19 protein-coding genes and 1 pseudogene are annotated in these 21012 nt (G+C 67.6%); all 20 read right to left on the reverse strand.

The annotated features are described in order from the left end of the window. Nucleotides 1-9: 9 nt before the first annotated feature. The gene (gene purF, locus OOT46_RS10515) at nucleotides 10-1527 is read right to left on the reverse strand and encodes an amidophosphoribosyltransferase (protein WP_265403544.1); all 1518 of its coding nucleotides are present in this window, start codon (nucleotides 1525-1527) and stop codon (nucleotides 10-12) included. A 30-nt stretch (nucleotides 1528-1557) separates the two neighbouring features. Continuing rightward, nucleotides 1558-2052 (reverse strand): CvpA family protein, encoded by a 495-nt coding sequence (locus OOT46_RS10520; protein ID WP_265403545.1) that lies wholly within the window; start codon nucleotides 2050-2052, stop codon nucleotides 1558-1560. A gap of 10 nt (nucleotides 2053-2062) precedes the next feature. Next, on the reverse strand, nucleotides 2063-2905 hold the full coding sequence (locus OOT46_RS10525) for an SPOR domain-containing protein (RefSeq protein ID WP_265403546.1): 843 nt from the start codon (nucleotides 2903-2905) through the stop codon (nucleotides 2063-2065). 81 nt (nucleotides 2906-2986) lie between these two features. Further along, nucleotides 2987-4345 (reverse strand): bifunctional tetrahydrofolate synthase/dihydrofolate synthase, encoded by a 1359-nt coding sequence (gene folC / locus OOT46_RS10530; RefSeq protein WP_265403547.1) that lies wholly within the window; start codon nucleotides 4343-4345, stop codon nucleotides 2987-2989. Between the two features lie 128 nt (nucleotides 4346-4473). Continuing rightward, nucleotides 4474-5346: an acetyl-CoA carboxylase, carboxyltransferase subunit beta gene (gene accD / locus OOT46_RS10535; protein ID WP_265403548.1), complete on the reverse strand. Its 873-nt coding sequence runs from the start codon at nucleotides 5344-5346 to the stop codon at nucleotides 4474-4476. Further along, nucleotides 5343-6173: a tryptophan synthase subunit alpha gene (gene trpA / locus OOT46_RS10540; protein WP_265403549.1), complete on the reverse strand. Its 831-nt coding sequence runs from the start codon at nucleotides 6171-6173 to the stop codon at nucleotides 5343-5345. The genes accD and trpA overlap by 4 nt, the downstream gene beginning before the upstream one ends. Nucleotides 6174-6180: 7 nt before the next feature. Continuing rightward, nucleotides 6181-7399 (reverse strand): annotated as a pseudogene (gene trpB / locus OOT46_RS10545) (tryptophan synthase subunit beta); the annotation flags it as partial. A 22-nt stretch (nucleotides 7400-7421) separates the two neighbouring features. Further along, nucleotides 7422-8069: a phosphoribosylanthranilate isomerase gene (locus tag OOT46_RS10550; protein ID WP_265403551.1), complete on the reverse strand. Its 648-nt coding sequence runs from the start codon at nucleotides 8067-8069 to the stop codon at nucleotides 7422-7424. An 18-nt stretch (nucleotides 8070-8087) separates the two neighbouring features. After that, nucleotides 8088-8870 (reverse strand): tRNA pseudouridine(38-40) synthase TruA, encoded by a 783-nt coding sequence (gene truA / locus OOT46_RS10555; protein WP_265403552.1) that lies wholly within the window; start codon nucleotides 8868-8870, stop codon nucleotides 8088-8090. Between the two features lie 18 nt (nucleotides 8871-8888). Then, nucleotides 8889-10064 (reverse strand): FimV/HubP family polar landmark protein, encoded by a 1176-nt coding sequence (locus OOT46_RS10560; protein WP_265403553.1) that lies wholly within the window; start codon nucleotides 10062-10064, stop codon nucleotides 8889-8891. Further along, nucleotides 10049-11491, reverse strand: a complete 1443-nt coding sequence (locus OOT46_RS10565; RefSeq protein WP_265403554.1) for a FimV family protein — start codon at nucleotides 11489-11491, stop codon at nucleotides 10049-10051. Before OOT46_RS10565 ends, OOT46_RS10560 begins: the two co-directional genes overlap by 16 nt. A 283-nt stretch (nucleotides 11492-11774) precedes the next feature. Continuing rightward, nucleotides 11775-12908, reverse strand: a complete 1134-nt coding sequence (gene asd / locus OOT46_RS10570) for an aspartate-semialdehyde dehydrogenase (protein WP_265403555.1) — start codon at nucleotides 12906-12908, stop codon at nucleotides 11775-11777. A gap of 122 nt (nucleotides 12909-13030) precedes the next feature. Beyond that, nucleotides 13031-14110 carry a 3-isopropylmalate dehydrogenase gene (leuB, locus tag OOT46_RS10575; RefSeq protein WP_265403556.1) on the reverse strand — a complete coding sequence of 360 codons (1080 nt, stop codon included), beginning with the start codon at nucleotides 14108-14110 and terminating at the stop codon, nucleotides 13031-13033. Nucleotides 14111-14228: 118 nt separating this feature from the next. Then, the gene (gene leuD, locus OOT46_RS10580; RefSeq protein WP_265403557.1) at nucleotides 14229-14876 is read right to left on the reverse strand and encodes a 3-isopropylmalate dehydratase small subunit; all 648 of its coding nucleotides are present in this window, start codon (nucleotides 14874-14876) and stop codon (nucleotides 14229-14231) included. A 28-nt stretch (nucleotides 14877-14904) separates the two neighbouring features. After that, nucleotides 14905-16314 carry a 3-isopropylmalate dehydratase large subunit gene (gene leuC, locus OOT46_RS10585; RefSeq protein WP_265403558.1) on the reverse strand — a complete coding sequence of 470 codons (1410 nt, stop codon included), beginning with the start codon at nucleotides 16312-16314 and terminating at the stop codon, nucleotides 14905-14907. Between the two features lie 141 nt (nucleotides 16315-16455). Beyond that, nucleotides 16456-17769, reverse strand: coding sequence for a citrate synthase (locus tag OOT46_RS10590; protein ID WP_265403559.1), 1314 nt, complete (start codon nucleotides 17767-17769; stop codon nucleotides 16456-16458). 28 nt (nucleotides 17770-17797) lie between these two features. After that, on the reverse strand, nucleotides 17798-18067 hold the full coding sequence (locus OOT46_RS10595) for a succinate dehydrogenase assembly factor 2 (RefSeq protein ID WP_265403560.1): 270 nt from the start codon (nucleotides 18065-18067) through the stop codon (nucleotides 17798-17800). A gap of 37 nt (nucleotides 18068-18104) precedes the next feature. Then, a complete protein-coding gene (locus OOT46_RS10600) occupies nucleotides 18105-18812 on the reverse strand; it encodes a succinate dehydrogenase iron-sulfur subunit (protein ID WP_265403561.1) in 708 nt (235 codons plus the stop codon). Nucleotides 18813-18836: 24 nt separating this feature from the next. Continuing rightward, nucleotides 18837-20612 carry a succinate dehydrogenase flavoprotein subunit gene (gene sdhA, locus OOT46_RS10605; protein ID WP_265403562.1) on the reverse strand — a complete coding sequence of 592 codons (1776 nt, stop codon included), beginning with the start codon at nucleotides 20610-20612 and terminating at the stop codon, nucleotides 18837-18839. Then, nucleotides 20612-21010: a succinate dehydrogenase, hydrophobic membrane anchor protein gene (sdhD, locus tag OOT46_RS10610; RefSeq protein ID WP_265403563.1), complete on the reverse strand. Its 399-nt coding sequence runs from the start codon at nucleotides 21008-21010 to the stop codon at nucleotides 20612-20614. Before sdhD ends, sdhA begins: the two co-directional genes overlap by 1 nt. Between the last annotated feature and the right edge of the window lie 2 nt (nucleotides 21011-21012).

The raw sequence follows: 21012 nt of genomic DNA on the forward strand, positions 1-21012 counted from the left end.
CTGAACCCTTCACTGCTCGGTGGCGCCCTGCAACGCCAGGCGCGATCGCTGGGTGTCCTCATCGTCGCCCTGCGCAGCCCGCTGAGTCGCCATCGTGTCGAAGTCCGCCGCGCTGACGTCACCGGTGATGTAGACGCCGTCGAAGCAGGACGCTTCGAAGCCGTCGATGTTCTTGCTGAGCATGCCCACCGCCCGCTTCATGGCCGCAACGTCCTGGTAGATCAGCGCATCGGCGCCGATGAACTCGCGGATCTCCTCGATGCTGCGGTTGTGCGCGATCAGCTCGCTTTTGGTCGGCATGTCGATGCCGTAGACGTTCGGGAAACGCACCGGCGGCGCGGCCGACGCCATGTAGACCTTGCGGGCGCCGGCCTCGCGGGCCATCTGCACGATCTCCTTCGAGGTGGTGCCGCGCACGATGGAGTCGTCCACCAGCAGCACGTTGCGGCCCTTGAACTCCTGGGCGATCGCGTTGAGCTTCTGACGCACCGACTTCTTGCGCACCGCCTGTCCCGGCATGATGAAGGTGCGGCCGACGTAGCGGTTCTTGACGAAACCTTCACGGTAGGGCTTGCCGATCTTCTGTGCCAGCTGCATGGCGGCCGGCCGGCTGGACTCCGGAATCGGGATCACGACGTCGATCTCGCTCGGCGGCATGGTCGAGATCACGCGCTGGGCCAGCGTCTCGCCCATGTTCAGGCGCGCCTGGTAGACCGACATGCCGTCGATCACCGAGTCGGGACGGGCCAGGTAGACGAACTCGAAGACGCAGGGCTGCAGGGTCGGGTGCTCGGCGCACTGGCGCGCATGGAGCCGGCCCTCGAGGTCGACGAAGATGGCTTCGCCGGGCGCCACGTCGCGCACGAACTTGTGCAAGGTGCCTTCGAGCGCGACCGATTCGCTCGCGACCATCACCTGCTTGCCCTCGGGCGTGTCGGCCTCGCCGAAACACAGCGGGCGGATGCCGAAGGGGTCGCGAAAGGCCAGCAGCCCGTAACCGGCAATCAGGCAGACCACCGCGTAGGAACCCTTGATGCGCCGGTGCACCGCCTGCACTGCGTTGAAAACCTGTTCGTGCGTCAGCGGCAGGTCGCGTGCGGCCAGCTCCAGCTCGTGGGCCAGCACGTTGAGCAGCACCTCGGAGTCGCTCTCGGTGTTGATGTGGCGGCGGTCGATCTCGAACAGCTCCTGCTTCAGCGCGTGCGCGTTGGTCAGGTTGCCGTTGTGCACCAGCACCAGGCCGAAAGGCGCGTTGACGTAGAAGGGCTGGGCCTCTTCCTCGTTGTAGGCATTGCCCGCAGTCGGATAACGCACCTGGCCCAAGCCGACATTGCCGGGCAGCGCGCGCATGTTGCGGGTGCGGAACACGTCACGCACGAAACCGCGCGACTTCTGCATGAACACCTTGGTGTCCATCGCGGTGACGATGCCGGCCGCATCCTGGCCGCGGTGCTGCAGCAGCAGCAATGCGTCATAAATGAGCTGGTTGACCGGCGCTTTCGAGATCACGCCTACGATGCCACACATACCGATACCCCAGAAGTTGTGCTGCCGGCCCTAGCCCGGCAGCTGCTGCGCCAAGACGGCGGGCATCAGCGGCTTCAGCCCGCTGATCACCCTCTGCAGCATCGCTGCGCCGTGAGATTCCCGCCACGCCGCGCTGCGCGCCAGCGGCGTCCACGCCACCAAGGTGGCGATCACCAATGCAATCAACAAGCCCCGCACCAGGCCAAAACCTGCGCCCATCACACGGTCCGCCGCGCTCAGTACGCTCGCATGCACCAGGCGCTTGATCAGCCAGGCCAGCAGGCCCCAGAGGATCAGCGTGGCGACAAACACGATGCCGAAGGTCGCGACGTGGTTGAGCACCGAGCCCGGCACCCCGACCGGCACGCGGGGCGCCAGTTGCGGCGTGAGCCACTGGGCGGCCACATAGGACACCACCCAGCCGGCGATGGACAGCACTTCGAACACCAGCCCGCGCATCACGCCGATGATCAGCGAGACCAGCAGCAGCGCCAGCAGCGCGAGATCGACCCAGCCGAGGTCCATGGCCCTGGCCCTACAGCGCCAGCAGGGCCGAGGGCAGGCCGGCCGCCTTGATCTTGCCGGCCGCCTGCTCGGCCTCGCTGCGCGAGGCGAAGGGGCCGACCCGCACACGGATGCGCTGGCCGTCGGCCGTTTGCACCACCTGGGTATAGGTCTTCAGGCCCAGGCGCTCGACCTTCAGGCGCGCCTCGCGGGCGCTGCCCTGCTCGCCGTAGGCGCCCACCTGGACGATGAAGCGGCCGTTGTCGGCCGCCGGCTTGGCGGCTTCCGAACGCGGCGTCTCCTTGCCTTCCAGCAAGGCCTGGGCGCGCGCCGCCTCGGCGGGCGTCGGCCGGGCCGGCTCGGGACGGGGGGCCGGCTTGGCTTCGGGCTTCACTTCGGGTTTGGGCGCCGGCTTGGGATCGGGTTTCGGCTCCGGCCGGGCCGCCGGCTTGGGAGGCTCCGCGGCCGGGGGCGCGACCGTCACGCGTGACTCCGAGGCGGCAGGCGCGGGAGGTGCCGCATCACCGCCGGACTCGGCGGAGGATTCGTCGATCACTTCGGTCGGCCGGGCCGCCGGCGTCGGCTCGGGCGCAGGAGCGGGCGTTTCGGTCACGGGCTGAGGCGGCGGCACGACCAGCGGCGGCACCGCGTCCTTCTTCGGGATCTCGATCGGCAGGTCGACGCCGATGGGCCGGGGCTGGGTCTCGAACAGCAGCGGGAAGCCGATCACTCCGATGCCGACCAGCACGGCCGCGCCGATCAGGCGGTGGCGCGCACGGGTGCGCGCCTGGTCGATCGACTCCTGGTTCGAGGTGGCCCCGGGCGTGGCGCCGGGGGCGGCCGCGGAACGCTTGAAGAAGGAGAGCAGACCCATGCGTTTGTCAGGTAATGGCTGCGGCCTTGACGCCGAAAGGCGAGGCCGCGTGGCTTCGATCGGAAAGAATGGGAGACAGCGTCAGCCGAGGTGTTTCGCGGCGAGGCGGGGGGTGCCGTTCTGCAGCACGCCGCCCACCGTGTAGAAGGAGCCGAACACCACGATTCTATCAGTGGGGTCTGCCTCGCCGAGGGCCGCCTGCAGGGCCGACATCGGGTCGACATGGCAGCTCGCTGTGGCTTTTTGCGCAGCTCCGGCGCCTGTTTTCGGCAGGGCCTGCCAGCGCTGCATCAGCTCGGCCGCCGAGCTGGCCCGCGCGGTGGGCAGGTCGGTGAAGTACCAGTTGTCCACCATCGGCAGCAGGCGCTGCAGGATGCCGCCGCTGTCCTTGTCCGCCATCGCACCGAAGACGGCCAGGGTGCGCGGGTAGTAGCCCATCTGGTCGAGGTTCTGCGCCAGCGTCGCCACCGCGTGCGGGTTGTGGGCGACGTCCAGCACCAGGGTGGGCTGTCCGGGCACGATCTGGAAGCGCCCGGGCAGCTCCACCAGCGCGAGCCCGGTGCGCACCGCCTGGGCGGTCACCGGCAGCCGCTCGCGCAGCGCTTCCAGCGCCGCCAGCACACCGGAGGCATTGATCAGCTGGTTGGCGCCGCGCAGTGCCGGGTAGGCCAGACCGGTGTAGCGCTTGCTGCGCCCGGCCCAGGACCATTGCTGCCAGTTGCCGCCGCTGCCCTGCTGGCCGGCGTAGTTGTAGTCCTGGCCGAAACGCCAGAGATCGGCGCCGATCGCCTCGGCGTGGCTCAGCACGCTCTGCGGCGGCACCGGGTCGCTCACCACGACGGGGCGGCCGGGGCGCATGATGCCGGCCTTCTCGCGGCCGATGGACTCGCGATCGGGGCCGAGGAAGTCCATGTGGTCCAGATCGATGCTGGTCAGGATGGCACAGTCCGTGTCGATGACGTTGACCGCGTCGAGCCGCCCGCCCAGCCCGACTTCCAGCACGACCGCGTCCAGGCCGCACTGCGACAGCAGGCGCAGGATGGCCAGCGTGGTGAACTCGAAGTACGTCAGCTGGGCGCCCTCCCGCGCTTGCTCCACCGCGGCGAAGTGCGGCAGCAGCAACCCGGCCTTGACGACCTCGGCGTTGATGCGGCAGCGCTCCTCGAAATGCACCAGGTGCGGCGAGGTGTAGACGCCGGTGCGGTAGCCCGACTGCTGCAGGATGGCCTCCAGCATCGCGCAGGTCGACCCCTTGCCATTGGTGCCCGCGACGGTGAAAACCGGGCATTCGAAGCGCAGGTCCAGGCGCCGGGCCACCGCTGCCACCCGCTCCAGCGTCAGGTCGATCGTGCTGGGGTGCAGGCGCTCGCAGTGAGCCAGCCAGTCGGCGAGCGTGGCGGGCGGGGCGGGAGGGCTGGCTTCGGAGCTGGCGTCGGACATGGGGCGTTATGGTAGCGGGGGGGACATAACCCGCCGGCTCGAAGGCATCGCCGCCGGGCCGGAACGAAAAACGGGCCGGCGGATGCCGGCCCGGGAGCCTGTGCAGGACGGCCGGGGCCGCGGCGGCCTCAGGCGACCGCGTCGGCCGGCTGGCGCTGCAGCATCGCCAACGCACGGGCCACGGTGCCGCGCAGTTCGCGACGGTCGACGATCATGTCGAGGGCGCCCTTGTGGAGCAGGAACTCCGAACGCTGGAAACCCTCAGGCAGCTTCTCGCGCACGGTGTTCTCGATCACGCGCGGCCCGGCGAAGCCGATCAGCGCCTTGGGCTCGGCCATCACGATATCGCCCATGAAGGCGAAGCTGGCCGACACGCCGCCCATGGTGGGGTCGGTCAGCACGCTGATGTAGGGCAGTTTCGCCTTCGCCAGGCGGGTCAGCGCAGCGTTGGTCTTGGCCATCTGCATCAGGCTCAGCAGGCCTTCCTGCATGCGCGCGCCGCCGGTGGCGGTGAAGCAGATGAAGGGCGTCTTCTGCTCGCAGGCCGTCTCGACGCCGCGCACGAAACGCTCGCCGACGACCGAGCCCATCGAGCCGCCCATGAAGTCGAACTCGAAGCAGGCCGCGACCACCGGCAGGCTGTGCACCGCGCCGCCCATCACGATCAGGGCATCGGTCTCGCCGGTGTTCTCCAGCGCGTCCTTCAGGCGGTCGGGGTACTTCTTGCTGTCCTTGAACTTCAGCGCATCGACCGGGATGACCTCCTGCCCGATCTCGTAGCGGCCCTCGGGATCGAGGAACTTGTCGAGCCGCGCACGGGCGCTGATGCGGTGGTGGTGCGAGCACTTCGGGCAGACATAGACGTTCTGCTCCAGGTCGGTCTTGTAGAGCACCGTCTCGCAGGACGGGCACTTGACCCACAGGCCCTCGGGCACCGAGCGGCGTTCGGCCGGGTCGGTCTGCTGGATCTTGGGAGGCAGCAGTTTTTCTAACCAGCTCATGCGTTCACTCCTTCGTTGAGGGTGTCGAGGGCGGCGCGGATCTCCGCGATGAACCGCGCCCCGGTGGCCGCCACATTCGCGGCCGGTTGGTCTTCGAGCAATTGGACCAGGCGGGAGCCGATCACGACCGCATCCGCCGAGGCGCCGACCGCCCGCGCGGTGGCCGCGTCGCGGATGCCGAAACCGACACCCACCGGCACGCTCACATGCGCCTTGATGCGCGGCACCATGCGCGCCACCGCCTCGGTGTCGAGGTGGCCGGCACCGGTCACGCCCTTGAGAGAGACATAGTAGACATAACCGCTGGCGATGCGGCCGATGTCCTTCATGCGCTGCTCGGTCGAGGTCGGGGCAAGCAGGAAGATCGGGTCCAGCCCGCGCGACTTCAGGTGCGCGGCAAAGACCTCGCACTCCTCGGGCGGGTAGTCGACCACCAGCACGCCGTCGACGCCAGCAGCCTGCGCGGCATTGACAAAGGCATCCTCGCCGTGGCGCTGGTCGTAGCGCTCGACCGGATTGGCATAGCCCATCAGCACCAGCGGCGTGGTCTGGTTGCGCTCACGGAAGCGGCGCACATAGTCCAGCACCTGCGCCATGCCGATGCCCTTGGCCAAGGCCCGCTCGGAGGCTTTCTGGATCACCGGACCGTCGGCCATCGGGTCCGAGAAGGGCACGCCCAGCTCGATCACGTCGGCGCCCGCGTCGGCCAGCGCGAGCAACAGCTCGACGGTGGTCTCGGGATAGGGGTCGCCAGCCGTGACGTAGGGGATCAGCGCCTTGCGGCCCTGCGCCGCGAGCGTCTTGAAGGTCTGTTCGATGCGGCTCATTTCGCGCCCCCCGGCTGCGCGGTCGACATCGGGTTGATGCCGGCCAGGCCCGCCACCGTGCCGATGTCCTTGTCCCCGCGGCCCGACAGGCACACCAGGATCGACTGGTCCGGGCGCATGGTCTTGGCCAGTTTCATCGCATGGGCGACGGCATGGCTGGACTCCAGCGCCGGGATGATGCCCTCGGTGCGGCACAGGTAGTGGAAGGCGTGCAGCGCTTCCTCGTCGGTGATGCCGACGTACTCGGCCCGGCCGATGTCCTTCAGCCAGGCGTGTTCCGGGCCGACGCCGGGATAGTCGAGGCCGGCGGAGACGGAGTGGGTCTCGATCACCTGGCCGTTGTCGTCCTGCAGCAGATAGGTCCGGTTGCCGTGCAGCACACCGGGCGAACCGGCGCTCAGCGAAGCCGCATGGCGACCGGTGTCCAGGCCCTCCCCGGCCGCCTCGACGCCGATCAAACGCGTGCCGGCATGGCCGATGTAGGGGTAGAAGATGCCCATCGCATTGCTGCCGCCGCCGACACAGGCGACCACCGCGTCCGGCTGGCGGCCGCACAGCTCGGGCATCTGCTGCAGGCACTCCTCGCCGATCACGCTCTGGAAGTCGCGCACCATCGCCGGATACGGATGCGGGCCCGCCACCGTGCCGATGATGTAGAAGGTGTTCTCGACGTTGGTGACCCAGTCGCGCAGCGCCTCGTTGAGCGCATCCTTCAAGGTCTTGGAGCCGCTTTCCACCGGCACCACCTTGGCGCCCAGCAAGTGCATGCGGTAGACGTTGGGCGACTGGCGCTTCACGTCCTCGCTGCCCATATAGACGATGCACTCCATGCCGTAGCGCGCGCAGATGGTTGCGGTCGCGACGCCGTGCTGGCCGGCACCGGTTTCGGCAATGACACGCGGCTTGCCCATGCGGCGCGCCAGCAGGGCCTGGCCGATCGTGTTGTTGACCTTGTGCGCACCGGTGTGGTTCAGGTCCTCGCGCTTCAGATAGATCTGCGCGCCGCCCATCTCCCGGCTGGTGCGCGCCGCGTGGTAGACCGGGCTGGGCCGGCCGACGTAGTGGGACAGCTCGCTGCGGAATTCGGCGAGGAAGTCGGGGTCCTTGCGGTACTTCTCGTAGGCCGCCTTCAACTCGTCCAGCGCGTGGACCAGGGTCTCGGCGACGAAAGAACCGCCATAGGGCCCGAAATGCCCGTGGGCATCGGGTTGCTGGTATTCGTTCATGGCTTCAGGTGATTCGGGTGTTTCAGCTGCCGGCCGAGGCGATGCGTGCATCGGCTTCGCGGACGGCTTCACAGAACCGGCGGATCGCGAGGGGGTCCTTGATGCCCTTCGCGCTCTCCACGCCGGAACTCACATCAACGGCCCAGGGCCGGACCTGAAGCACCCCATCGGTCACGTTTGCAGGCGTTAACCCACCAGACAAAACGACCGGACGAGGCACGTTTGGTGGAATGAGTGACCAATCGAAAGCCTTTCCGCCGCCACCGTAACCTTCGACATGGGCATCCAGCAGGAGTGCCTGGGCGGTGGCGTATTGACCGGCAAAGTGTAGCAAATCGAAGCCGGGGGCCATGCGCGCCGCCCGGAGGTAGGGGCGGCCGGCGGCTTTGCAGTGCTCGACCTCCTCGTCGCCGTGGAACTGCAGCAGCAGGTGGGGCACCGCCTCGCAGGCGGCGCGGACCTCGGCCGGATCGGCGTTGACGAACAGCCCGACCGGCGTGACGAAGCTGGGCAGGCGCTGCGCCAGCGCGACCGCGCGCTCCAGCGTCACGTGTCGGGGGCTGCGCGCGTAGAAGACCAGGCCGATGGCGTCGGCACCGGCTTCGACAGCCGCGTCGACATCGGCTTCGCGGGTCAGTCCGCAGATCTTGATGCGTGTGCGTTGATGCATGGAAAAGCGCCTCGACCGTCAGGGCAGCCAGTCGGACGACGCCACGGTCTCCGGCAGGCCGAAGGCGGCATCGTAGCGCGGTCCCATGAAATAGAGCCCGTCAGGGGCGAAGGTCGGCGCCGCGAGCTTGCGGTCGCGCGAGGCCAGCACCTCGGCGACCCAGGCGACCGGCTGGCTGCCGCTGCCCACCGCGAGCAGGCAGCCCATCAGGTTGCGCACCATGTGGTGCAGGAAGGCACTGGCCTCGAATTCGAAGCGCCAGTAGGCACCATGGCGGGTGATGGAGATCTCGCGCAAGGTCTTGACCGGCGACTTGGCCTGGCACTCCGAGGAACGGAAGGCGCTGAAGTCGTGCTCGCCGATCAGCAGGGCCGCGGCCTCGCGCAGGCGCTCGCCGTCGAGCGGCCGGAACACCCAGCCGGCGAAACCGGTTTCAAGCGCCGGACGCACCGCCGCCTCGCGCACGATGTAGCGGTAGCGCCGCCCCAGTGCGCTGTTGCGGGCATGGAAGTGCTCGGGCACCCGCTGACACCATTGCACCGCGATGTCCGGCGGCAGGAAGGTGTTGGGGCCGCGCACCCAGGAGAAATCGGCGCGCTCGATCTCGGTATCGAAGTGCACCACCTGGTTGAGCCCGTGCACGCCGGCGTCGGTGCGCCCGGCGCAGAGCGTGCGAACGCCCTGGCCGGCGAACCGGCTCAGGGCGTCTTCCAGGTGGTCCTGCACGGTCTGCCCACCGGGCTGGCTCTGCCAGCCCTGGTAGGCGGTGCCGCGGTAGGTGATGCCGAGGGCGATCCTCAAGGGCGTGGTTGCACCCGCTCAGGCCAGCTCGGCCAGCATGGTTTGCGCCTTGGCCTTCAGGGCGCCGCTGGAGCGGGTGACGACCTCCTGAAGCAGTTCGCGGGCACCTTCGCGGTCGCCGATCTGGCGGAACTCCTCGGCCAGCTCCAGCTTGCGGGCCAGCGGATCGCCGGAATCCTCGACGTCACCCAGCTCGAAGTCGGGCAGCGCGTCGAACTGGGCCGGCTGCGAGGACGGCGCCTGGATGCGTGTGGTCTCGTCGGTCTTCGGCGTGTCGAGGTCGAGCGAGATGTCGTCGAGGTTGAAGTCCATCGCGTTGGACGCGGCGGGCTCGGGCTGGCGCACCGGTTCCGCAGGCAGGTCCGGCAGGTCGAAGGACATGTCCAGATCCCGCACACCGGCCGACGAGGTCGGGGCAGGCGCCGGCAGGTCGAAGTCCGGCAGCGCCGACGGCGACGCCGGGCTGAACGGCTTGGTGTCGTCCAGGTTCAGCGGCGCCGCGGGCGGCGGCTGGTCGACCGGCAGGTCGATGTCGAGGTCGACACCGGCATCGGCGGCCGGCGGCTGCTCGAATTTGGAGGCGCCCGGCATCACCGAGTGCGGCATCGTCGTCGCGCCGAGCGGTTCGGCCGGCACACTGGCCACACGCGCGTCGGCCGGGGCACCGCCGGGCTGGTAGAGCGTATTGTCGGGATCGACCTGGCGGCCCAGTTCCTGGGCTCGCGCCCAGTCTTCACCCTGACCACCGGTCAGGCCGTACAGCTGCGTCGCAAGCAGTTCGAAGCCCTTGGTGTCGCGGCGCTTGGCATACACCTCGAGCAGCTTGGTGCGGATCGCCAGCCGGTCGGGCGTGGCGCGCATCGCTTCCTTGAGGATTTCCTCGGCCTGCAGGTCACGGCCATAGGCCAGGTAGACGTCGGCCTCGGCCACCGGATCCACGTCGCCGATCGCGTCGAGTTGGCTCAGCGAATAGCTCAGAGAAGACGGCGCGCCGGAGGCGTCCTTGGTGTCGATGCGCTGGCCGCCGCTGGCGCCGAAGAAGGAATCGGGCTGCAGGCGGCTCTCCAGGAAGGAGGTCTCGCCGCTGTCCTTCTTGGCCTTCGAACGCACGCGGTGCAGGGCGAAGCCGCCCAGCAGCAGCGCCGCCAGCGCGCCGCCGATCAGCGCCAGGTTGTCCTTCAGGGCGTCGAGCACGCCGGGCTCATCCGCCGCCTGGACCGGCTCCGGAGCGGGCGGCGCGACTGCCGGCGCCGGCTCGGACGCCGCTTCGGGGGGGGCACCGGGGCGGTCTCCGGCGCGGAGGCCAGTGCTTCGGCCGACGCCGCGGTCGTGGGTTCGGACGCCACCGACGGCGCTTCGACCGGCGCAGGAGCCGGCAAGGACGCAGCCGCGGCCGGCGCAGGGGCCGCAGTGACAGGCGGCGCAGCCGGGACCTGCACGCCGGGCACCGAGGCCGCGGCCGGGGCGGGCGCGGCGGCGGGCGAACCGGTGCCCTTGCCGGCTCCGCCCGAGCCAGCGCCCGACTTCGGATTGATCTGCTGCAGTTCCTTCAGGTTCTTCGAGAGCTCGGCAACACGGGTGTCACCTTCCCGCTTGGCACGCTCTTGCGCGATGCGGTCTTCGGTCGACGGCGCTCCCTGGGCGCCGAGGGCACCCTTGCTGAGCGTCAGCCGGTCGGGCGTCTGCGCCGCCGCCTGCTTCTGGTCCTGGACCGCGCCTTCGACCTTGCCCGAGGCCTGGCGGCCGGGTTCGTCGGTGCCGGCCGCCGGCACCGCGCCGGCCAGGCGCTGGCGATAGGCGGCGAAGTCGGCGCTCTGCGCCTGGATCACCTGGCGCGCCTCGGTGGGTGAGACCCCCTGGGCCTGCTCGGCGCTCGGCACACTCAGCACCACACCGGCCTTCAGCCGGTTGAGGTTGTCGGCGATGAAGGCATCGGGGTTGTGGCGGTAGAGCGCCACCAGCATCTGATCGAGCGACACGCCCGAACGCTGCACGCGGCCGGCGATGGAAGACAGCGTATCGCCGCGCCGCACGGTGTATTCATCCTCGCTGCTACCGGAAGCTGCCGTGCGCGGCGTGTCCTGGGGGGGGCGGGGCGCCGGCTCTGGACGGCGTTCGGCGGTGGCCCGCGGAGCACGCGGCGCCGGCGCGGGGGGCGCCTCCAGGCCGCTGCCGGCGGCGCGAGAGCGCCCGTTGGCCGACGTGGCACCGCCGTTGTCGCTCGACAGCGCCGGCGCGGCCGACGGTGCGGCGGCCTGGCGCGACTGGGGCGGATCCAGCAGCAAGGTGTACTCGCGCACCAGCCGGCCGGAAGCCCAGGACATTTCGAGAATCATGTCGACGAAGGGCTCTTGCACGACCCGGTCGCTGACGATGCGCAGATAGGGCCGGCCGTCGGGTCGGCGCTGCAGCGAGACCTGGGTGCCGGGCAGCACGCCGTTGTAGTCGACCCCGGCGGCGCGGTAGGCGTCGGGCGCGGCAACACGGGCCCGGAACTGCGCCTCTTCCTCGGGCGTCATGCTCGTGATGTCGATCTCGGCACGCAGGCTTTCGCCCAGCGCCGACTGCACGTTCAGGCGGCCCAGCCCGAGCGCCGAAGCGCTGCCGGCAGCCAAAAACATGGCGGCAGCGGCCACCCCTGACAGAGCGAAACGCCCTACGGATCGTGTGTTTCGTTTCAAGGCGTCTCCCAATGGATCAAGCGGCCGAACGTGCGAAGCTTTCATTATGGTCGGATTGGCCTGCAAAAAAGCCGGTCGGAAATGCAGAAATTACAATAACATCAAGCAGATACGCTGACAAGCTCATGCAATTGCTACATTCCGAGCCCGACAAAGGCGTTGTAACGCGGAGTAGCTTGGTTCCCAAGATGTCTCGCGTGCACAACGCCTCCGTGCCTGCACCTCAGGCGTCAAGCAGGATACGCAGCATGCGGCGCAGCGGCTCGGCCGCGCCCCACAGCAGCTGGTCGCCGATGGTGAAAGCACCGAGGTACTCGGGGCCCATCGCCATCTTGCGCAGACGACCGACCGGAATGCTGAGCGTTCCGGTGACCGCCACCGGCGTCAGGTCGCGGAGGGTGGCCTCCCGGGTGTTCGGTACCACTTTGACCCAGGCGTTGTCGTTGGCGATCATCGCTTCGATATCGGCCAGCGGCACGTCTTTCTTGAGCTTGAAAGTGAGCGCTTGACTGTGGCAGCGCATCGCACCGATGCGCACGCAGAAACCGTCCACCGGGATGCCGGCGCTGCCAAACCCCTCGCCGATGCCCAGGACCTTGTTGGTCTCGGCGCCGCCCTTCCACTCTTCCTTGCTGGTGCCGTTGCCGAGATCCTTGTCGATCCAGGGAATCAGGCTGCCGGCCAGCGGCACGCCGAAGTGGGCCGTCTCGTCGGCGGACAGGCCGCGCTGCTTGCCGATGATGCGCCGGTCGATTTCGAGGATCGCGCTCTTCGGGTCGTCCAGCAGCGGCCGGACCTCGGCGTTCAACGTGCCGAACTGGGTCAGCAGTTCGCGCATGTGCTGGGCGCCGCCGCCGGAGGCGGCCTGGTAAGTCATGGTGCTCATCCACTCGACCAGCCCGGCCTTGTAGAGGGCACCGACGCCCATCAGCATGCAGCTGACCGTGCAGTTGCCGCCGATCCAGTTGCGTCCGCCCTGCGCGAGCGAGTTCTTGATGACCGGCAGGTTGACCGGGTCGAGCACGATGATGGCGTCGTCCTTCATCCGCAGGGTGGAGGCGGCATCGATCCAGTGCCCCTTCCAGCCGGCAGCACGCAGCTTGGGAAAGACCTCGGTGGTGTAGTCGCCGCCCTGTGCGGTGATGATGATGTCGCAGCGCTTCAGCGCCTCGATGTCGAAGGCGTCCTTCAGCGTGGTTTCGTTCTTGGCCATTGCCGGGGCCGCGCCGCCGGCATTGCTGGTGCTGAAAAAGACCGGCTCGATCAGCGCAAAGTCATTCTCCTGCTGCATCCGGTCCATCAGGACGGAGCCGACCATGCCGCGCCAGCCCACCAGTCCAACCAAAGTCGTCGTCATTTATCGATCCTGTATCTATCGGTGTTTCGCCCGCGCCGCCGCGTGAGGGGGCTCCGCTCCTGCCGGAGCCGCTGCGGCGGCCGTCGTGATCGGCCCGGGCACAGCCCGGGCGGGTCTGAAGGTCAGTCTTGCGCTTTCAAACGGGCGACCACAGCGTCGCCCATCTCCTTCGTCCCGACTTTTGTCGTGCCATCGCTATAAATATCGGCGGTACGCAGGCCTTGCGCCAGTACGCTTTTCACGGCCCTGTCGATTCGCTCAGCGGCTTCCGGCTGGTTCAGGCTGAAACGCAGCATCATCGCGGCGCTCAGGATGGTGGCCAGCGGATTCGCGACGCCCTGCCCCGCGATGTCGGGCGCCGAACCGTGGCTCGGCTCGTACAGGCCCTGCCCACGGGCGTTCAGCGAAGCCGACGGCAGCATGCCGATCGAGCCGGTCAGCATCGCTGCTTCGTCACTGAGGATGTCGCCGAACATGTTTCCGGTAAATAGCACATCGAACTTCTTCGGCGCCTTCACCAGCTGCATGGCGGCATTGTCGACGTACATGTGCTCCAGCTCGACGTCCGGGTACTGCGTGTGCACCTCGGTCACCACGTCCTTCCAGAACTGGAAGGTCTCCAGCACATTGGCCTTGTCGACACTGGTGACCTTCTTGCCGCGCTTGCGGGCCGCCTGGAAGGCCACATGGGCGATGCGCTCGATTTCCGGGCGGCTGTAGCGCATGGTATCGAAAGCCTCCGGCTGGCCGGCGAAGGCGCCGTCCGGGGCACTGCGGCGGCCACGTGGCTGGCCGAAGTAGATGTCGCCCGTCAGCTCCCGAATGATCAGGATGTCCAGGCCCGCGACCAGCTCGGGCTTGAGGCTGGAGGCGTGGGTCAGCTCCTCGTAGCAGATCGCCGGGCGGAAATTGGCGAACAGCTCCAGGTGCTTGCGCAGGCCCAGGATGGCCTGCTCCGGCCGCAGCGAGCGCTCCAGCTTGTCGTATTTCCAGTCGCCGACAGCGCCGAACAGCACGGCGTCGGCCTGCTTCGCGAGCTTGAGCGTGGATTCGGGCAGGGGATGGCCGTGGGCCTCATAGGCGGCACCACCAACCTTGGCCTCCTCCATCTCGATCTGCAGGTCGAGGGCACGCAGCACCTTGACCGCCTCGGCAACGATCTCGGTCCCGATGCCGTCGCCCGGCAATACGGCAATCTTCATGTCTGTCCTTTCAGGGAGGCGGGTCTGCAAAAAATCACCCGCCTGAAAAAGCCAGGCGCCGACCCGCCCTGCGAGGCGGGCGGCGCCACCATCGGAGCCCGCCGGTCGATCAACCCGGCTAGACGATCCGATGGTTCAGCCAGGGTTTGGTGGCGAGCCGCTCGGCCTCGTAGGCCTTGATCTTGTCGGCATGGCGCAGGGTCAGGCCGATGTCGTCGAGGCCGTTGAGCAAGCAGTACTTGCGGAAAGGCTGCACCTCGAAGGGCAGCTCGGTTCCGTCGGGCTTCACCACCACCTGGCGCTCCAGGTCCACGCTCAGCTGGTAGCCCACGAAGGCGAACACCTCGTCGAACAATCGCGCCACCTCGTGCTCAGGCAGCACGATGGGCAGCAGGCCGTTCTTGAAGCAGTTGTTGAAGAAGATATCAGCGTAACTGGGCGCGATCAGCGCGCGAAAGCCGTACTGTTCGATCGCCCAGGGTGCGTGCTCGCGGCTGGAGCCGCAGCCGAAGTTCTTGCGCGCCAGCAGGATGGAGGCGCCCTGGTAGCGCGGCTGGTTCAGCACGAAGTCGGGGTTGGGCCGGCGGCTGGCCGGATCCTGTCCGGGCTCGCCGACGTCCAGGTAGCGCCACTCGTCGAACAGATTGGGGCCGAAGCCGGTCCGCTTGATCGACTTGAGGAATTGCTTGGGAATGATGGCGTCGGTGTCGACGTTTTCCCGGTCCATCGGCGCGACCAGGCCCTTGTGCACTCGGAATGCTTGCATGATGTCTAACTCTTGTTCCCGGGACGGGTCAGGCCAGGCGCCGCACGTCGACGAAGTGGCCCTGCATCGCGGCCGCGGCGGCCATCGCCGGGCTGACCAGATGGGTGCGCCCGCCGGCGCCCTGGCGGCCTTCGAAGTTGCGGTTGGAGGTGGAGGCGCAGCGCTCGCCCGGCTCCAGCCGGTCCGCGTTCATTGCCAGGCACATCGAGCAACCGGGCTCGCGCCACTCGAAGCCGGCCGCCTTGAAGACCTGGTCCAGCCCTTCGCGCTCGGCCTGCTCCTTCACCAGGCCCGAGCCCGGCACCACCATCGCGAGCTTGACGTTGGACGCCACCCGACCGCCGATGCGCCGCACGATCGCGGCCGCCTCGCGGATGTCCTCGATGCGCGAATTGGTGCACGACCCGATGAAGACCTTGTCGATCCGGATGTCGTTGACCGCCTTGTTCGGCTCCAGCGCCATGTACTGCAGTGCCCGCTCCATCGCGCTGCGCTTGACGGCGTCCTTCTCCTTCTCGGGATCCGGCACGCGGTCCTCGACCGAAACGACCATTTCGGGCGAGGTCCCCCACGTCACCTGGGGACGGATCTGCGTCGCGTCGAGTTCGACCACCGCATCCCAGTGAGCGTCCGGGTCGGAGTGGAGGGTGCGCCAGTAGGCCACGGCCTGGTCCCACTCGACACCCGAGGGCGAGAAGGGACGGCCCTTGACGTACTGGATCGTGGTCTCGTCCACGGCCACCAGCCCGGCGCGCGCGCCCGCCTCGATGGCCATGTTGCAGACCGTCATGCGACCTTCCATGCTGAGCGCCCGGATCGCGCTGCCGGCGAACTCGATGGTGTAGCCGGTGCCGCCGGCGGTGCCGATGCGGCCGATGATCGCCAGCACGATGTCCTTGGCGCTGCAGCCGCGGCCGAGCTGGCCCTCGACCACGATGCGCATGTTTTTCGCCTTCTTGGCCAGCAGGGTCTGGGTCGCCAGCACGTGCTCCACCTCGCTGGTGCCGATGCCGTGCGCCAGCGCGCCGAAGGCGCCGTGGGTGGACGTGTGGGAGTCGCCGCAGACGACCGTCATGCCCGGCAGGGTGGCGCCCTGCTCCGGGCCGATCACGTGAACGATGCCCTGGCGCTTGTCGTTCATCTTGAACTGCGTGATGCCGACGCGGTCGCAGTTCGCGTCCAGAGTGTCGACCTGCAGGCGGGAGACCGGGTCGGCGATGCCCTGGCGACGGTCGGTGGTGGGCACGTTGTGATCGCTCACTGCCAGGTTGGCCGAGAGCCGCCAGATCTTGCGGCCCGCAACTTCGACGCCTTCGAAGGCCTGCGGACTGGTCACCTCGTGCAGCAGGTGGCGGTCGATGTACAGGACGGCGGTGCCGTCTTCCTCGGTGTGGACGACGTGCTCGTCCCAGATCTTGTCGTAAAGCGTGCGGCCCATGGTTGACTCGCGTTCTCAGGCTCGTGGGAAGGTTCGCGCGGCGCGCGAATCGCCAATTTTAGTTGTGAATAAGCAAAAACCCCGGCGCGGGAGCCGGGGTTTTAGTGTGTTCTTGGGCAGGCGGGCCTGCCCCGGGGCCCGTCAGCCTCGCTGACCGATGGGTTTGACGTCGCGCTTGGTCGCGCCGACGTAGAGCTGGCGCGGACGGCCGATCTTGTACTCGGGGTCGCCGATCATCTCGTTGAGCTGCGCAATCCAGCCGACCGTGCGGGCCAGCGCGAAGATCGCGGTGAACAGCGACACCGGGATGCCGATCGCGCGCTGCACGATGCCGGAGTAGAAGTCGACGTTCGGGTAGAGCTTGCGGGCGACGAAGTATTCGTCTTCCAGCGCGATCTTCTCGAGCTCCATCGCGAGCTTGAACAGCGGGTCGTTGCCCAGGCCCAGCTCGTTGAGCACCTCGTGGCAGGTTTCGCGCATCAGCTTGGCGCGCGGGTCGTAGTTCTTGTAGACCCGGTGGCCGAAGCCCATCAGGCGCACGCCGGAGTTCTTGTCCTTGACCTTGCTGATGAACTCGCCGATCTTGGCGACGCCACCCATCTGCTGGATATCCTCCAGCATGTTCAGGCAGGCCTCGTTCGCACCGCCGTGGGCCGGGCCCCACAGGCAGGCCACGCCGGCGGCGATCGCCGCGAAGGGGTTGGTGCCCGAGGAACCGCACAGGCGCACGGTCGAGGTCGACGCGTTCTGCTCGTGGTCGGCGTGCAGGATGAAAATGCGGTCCAGCGCGCGCACCACGACCTCGTTCGGCTCGTAGTCCTCGCAAGGCGTCGCGAACATCATGCGGGTGAAGTTCGCGGCGTAGGACAGCGAGTTCTTCGGGTAGATATAGGGCTGGCCGATCGAGTACTTGTAGGCCATCGACACCAGGGTCGGCAGCTTGGCGATCAGGCGGATGGCCGAGATCTCCCGGTGCTCCGGATTGTTGATGTCGGTGCTGTCGTGATAGAAGGCCGACAGCCCGCCGACCAGACCGGTCAGCACCGCCATCGGGTGGGCGTCACGACGGAAGCCGCGCAGGAAAAACTGCATCTGCTCGTTGACCATCGTGTGGTTGGTCACGCGCTGGACGAAGTCGGCCTTCTGGGCCGCGTCCGGCAGGTCCCCGTACAGCAGCAGGTAGCAGGTCTCGAGGAAGTCGCAGTTCACCGCCAGCTGCTCGATGGGGTAGCCGCGGTACAGCAGCTCGCCCTTGTCGCCGTCGATGTACGTGATCGCGGAGTTGCAGGACGCGGTGGACAGGAAGCCCGGGTCGTAGGTGAACTTGCCGGTCTGCGCGTACAGCTTGCGGATGTCGATGACATCCGGTCCGATGGTTCCCTTGTAGATGGGCAGCTCCATGCTGGGGCTGCCATCGGAGAACGAGAGGTTCGCTTTCACGTCTGACGGAGTCATGGCATTTCCTTGGTTTTTCGAGAAACGTTTAAGCTGGCTGGCGCATCTGGAGGAGTACGTCGCGGACCTCGGGCCGGTTGAGTTCCCCCTCCGGCTCCCTGCGCGCCAGCAGCAGGTCCAGCAAATCGTTGTCGGACAGGTCCATGAGCGCCACCAGGCCTTCGGCCTGCCGCACCGTCAGGGTGCTTTCGTAGCGCGCAAAAAACCGCTCGACGAACAAATCGTTCTCGAGCAGGCCGCGCCGGCAGCGCCAGCGCAGCTTGCTGAGAGAACGTTCGTCGAGCCTTGTGTCGTCCATGATAGAGGCTGCTGTCAATGGAACAAGCACGCCGGCATTACACCGCGCGGCGCACCATCAGTTCCCTGATCTTGCCGATCGCCTTGGTGGGGTTGAGGCCCTTCGGGCAGACGTCGACGCAGTTCATGATGGTGTGGCAGCGGAACAGCCGGTACGGATCTTCCAGGTTGTCCAGCCGCTCGTTGGTGGCCTGGTCGCGGCTGTCGGCGATGAAGCGGTAGGCCTGCAGCAGGCCGGCCGGGCCGACAAACTTGTCCGGGTTCCACCAGAAGCTCGGGCAGCTCGTCGAGCAGCTCGCGCACAGGATACACTCGTAGAGGCCGTCGAGCTCCTCGCGCTCCTCGGGCGACTGCAGGCGCTCCTTCTCGGGCGGCGGCGTGTCGTTGACCAGGTAGGGCTTGATCGAGTGGTACTGGGTGAAAAACTGCGTCATGTCCACGATCAGGTCGCGGATCACGGGCAGGCCGGGCAAGGGGCGCAGCACGATCGGGTCCTTGAGCGTGCGCATGTTGGTCAGGCAGGCCAGGCCGTTCTTGCCGTTGATGTTCATCGCGTCCGAGCCGCACACGCCTTCACGGCAGGAGCGGCGGAACGAGAGGGTCGGGTCGACCGCCTTGAGCTTGACCAGGGCGTCCAGCAGCATGCGCTCATTGCCGTCGAGTTCGATCTCGAGCGTCTGCATGTAGGGCTTGGCGTCCTTGTCCGGATCGTAGCGGTAGATCGAGAAAGTGCGTTTCTGGCTCATCGTGGGTTCCTGCGTGCTGCCGCGTCAGAAAGTACGGACCTTGGGCGGAATCGATTCCGCCGTCAGCGGTTTCATGTTCACCGGCTTGTAGTCGAGGCGATTGCCCTCGCTGTAGAACAGCGTGTGCTTGATCCAGTTCTCGTCGTCCCGGTTGGGGAAGTCGTTGTGCGCATGCGCACCCCGGCTTTCCTTGCGGGCGGCGGCCGAAATCATGGTCGCCTTGGCGGCCTCGATCAGGTTTTCGACCTCCAGCGCCTCGACGCGGGCGGTGTTGAACACCTTGGACTTGTCCTTCAGACCGATGCTGCCGACACGCTGGTCGATCTCGAGGATCTTCTTGACGCCTTCGTCCATGCTCGCCTGGGTGCGGAAGACGCCGGCGTGGGCCTGCATGCTGGTGCGGATGTCGTTGGCGACGTCCTGCGCGTACTCGCCGCTGGCGGCCGAGTCGAGCCGGGCCAGCCGGGCCAGGGTGCGATCGGCGGCGTCCTTGGGCAGCGGCTTGTGGCTCTTGTTCTTCAGGTTGAAGTCGACGATGTGGTTGCCGGCGGCACGGCCGAACACCACCAGGTCGAGCAGCGAGTTGGTGCCCAGGCGGTTGGCGCCGTGCACGCTCACGCAGGAGCACTCGCCCACCGCGTACAGCCCGTTGATGATGTCGTTGGGCACGCCGTTCTTCGGCACCACCACCTGGCCGTGGACGTTGGTCGGGATACCGCCCATCTGGTAGTGGATGGTCGGCACCACGGGGATCGGTTCCTTGGTGATGTCGACGTTGGCGAAGTTGTGGCCGATCTCGAACACCGAGGGCAGCCGCTTCATGATGGTGTCGGCACCCAGGTGGGTCATGTCCAGCAGCACGTAGTCCTTGTTGGGACCGCAGCCGCGACCTTCCTTGATCTCCTGGTCCATCGAGCGCGACACGAAATCGCGCGGCGCCAGGTCCTTCAGGGTCGGCGCATAACGCTCCATGAAGCGCTCGCCGTTGGCGTTGCGCAGGATCGCGCCTTCGCCGCGGCAGCCCTCGGTCAGCAGCACGCCCGCGCCGGCGACGCCGGTGGGGTGGAACTGCCAGAACTCCATGTCCTCGAGCGGGATGCCGGCACGAGCCGCCATGCCCAGGCCGTCGCCGGTGTTGATGAAGGCATTGGTCGAGGCGGCGAAGATGCGCCCTGCCCCGCCGGTGGCCAGCAGCACCGTCTTGGCTTCGAGGATGTAGACCTCGCCGGTCTCCATCTCGAGCGCCGTCACGCCCACCACGTCGCCATCGGCGTCGCGGATCAGGTCCAGCGCCATCCACTCGACGAAAAAGTTGGTGCGAGCGCGCACGTTCTGCTGGTAGAGCGTGTGCAGCAGCGCGTGGCCGGTGCGGTCGGCCGCCGCACAGGCGCGCTGCACCGGCTTCTCGCCGTAGTTCGCGGTATGGCCGCCGAAGGGGCGCTGGTAGATGGTGCCGTCCGGGTTGCGGTCGAAGGGCATGCCGAAGTGCTCCAGCTCGTAGACCACCTTCGGCGCTTCGCGGCACATGAACTCGATCGCGTCCTGGTCGCCGAGCCAGTCGGAACCCTTGACGGTATCGAAGAAGTGATAGTGCCAGTTGTCCTCGGACATGTTGCCGAGCGAGGCGCCGATGCCACCCTGGGCGGCCACGGTGTGCGAGCGGGTCGGGAAGACCTTGGTCAGGACGGCGACGTTGAGGCCAGCCAGCGAGAGCTGCAGCGAAGCCCGCATGCCGGAGCCGCCGGCCCCGACGATGACCACATCAAACCGGCGTTTCGGGACGGAAGTTCCCACTTGCATTACAGCCTCCACAGCACTTGGATCGCCCAACCGGCGCATCCGACCAACCAGACGATGGTGGCCACGTGCAGCGCGAGCTTGGGGCCCACCGGCTTCACATAGTCCATCCAGATGTCGCGCATGCCGACCCACGCGTGGTAGGCCAGCGAAACGATGACCGCGAAGGTCAGCACCTTCATCCACTGCTGCGAGAAGATGCCGGCCCATTTGTCATAGCCGACGATCTCGGCGCCGCGGGCGCCGTCCGGCTCCTTGCGATACCAGGGAAAGAGGACCTGGGCGATCACCGCAAGCGTGAACAGTGCCATCAGCAGACCGGTGATGCGCTGCGCGAGCCAGTCGCGCGCCCCGTAATGTGCGCCCACCACCAGGCGCTGGGATCCGTAGTTTTTGCTCATCG

The sequence above is a fragment of the Aquabacterium sp. A7-Y genome (genome assembly GCF_026153205.1).
In the GTDB taxonomy this organism is placed as follows: domain Bacteria; phylum Pseudomonadota; class Gammaproteobacteria; order Burkholderiales; family Burkholderiaceae_C; genus Caldimonas.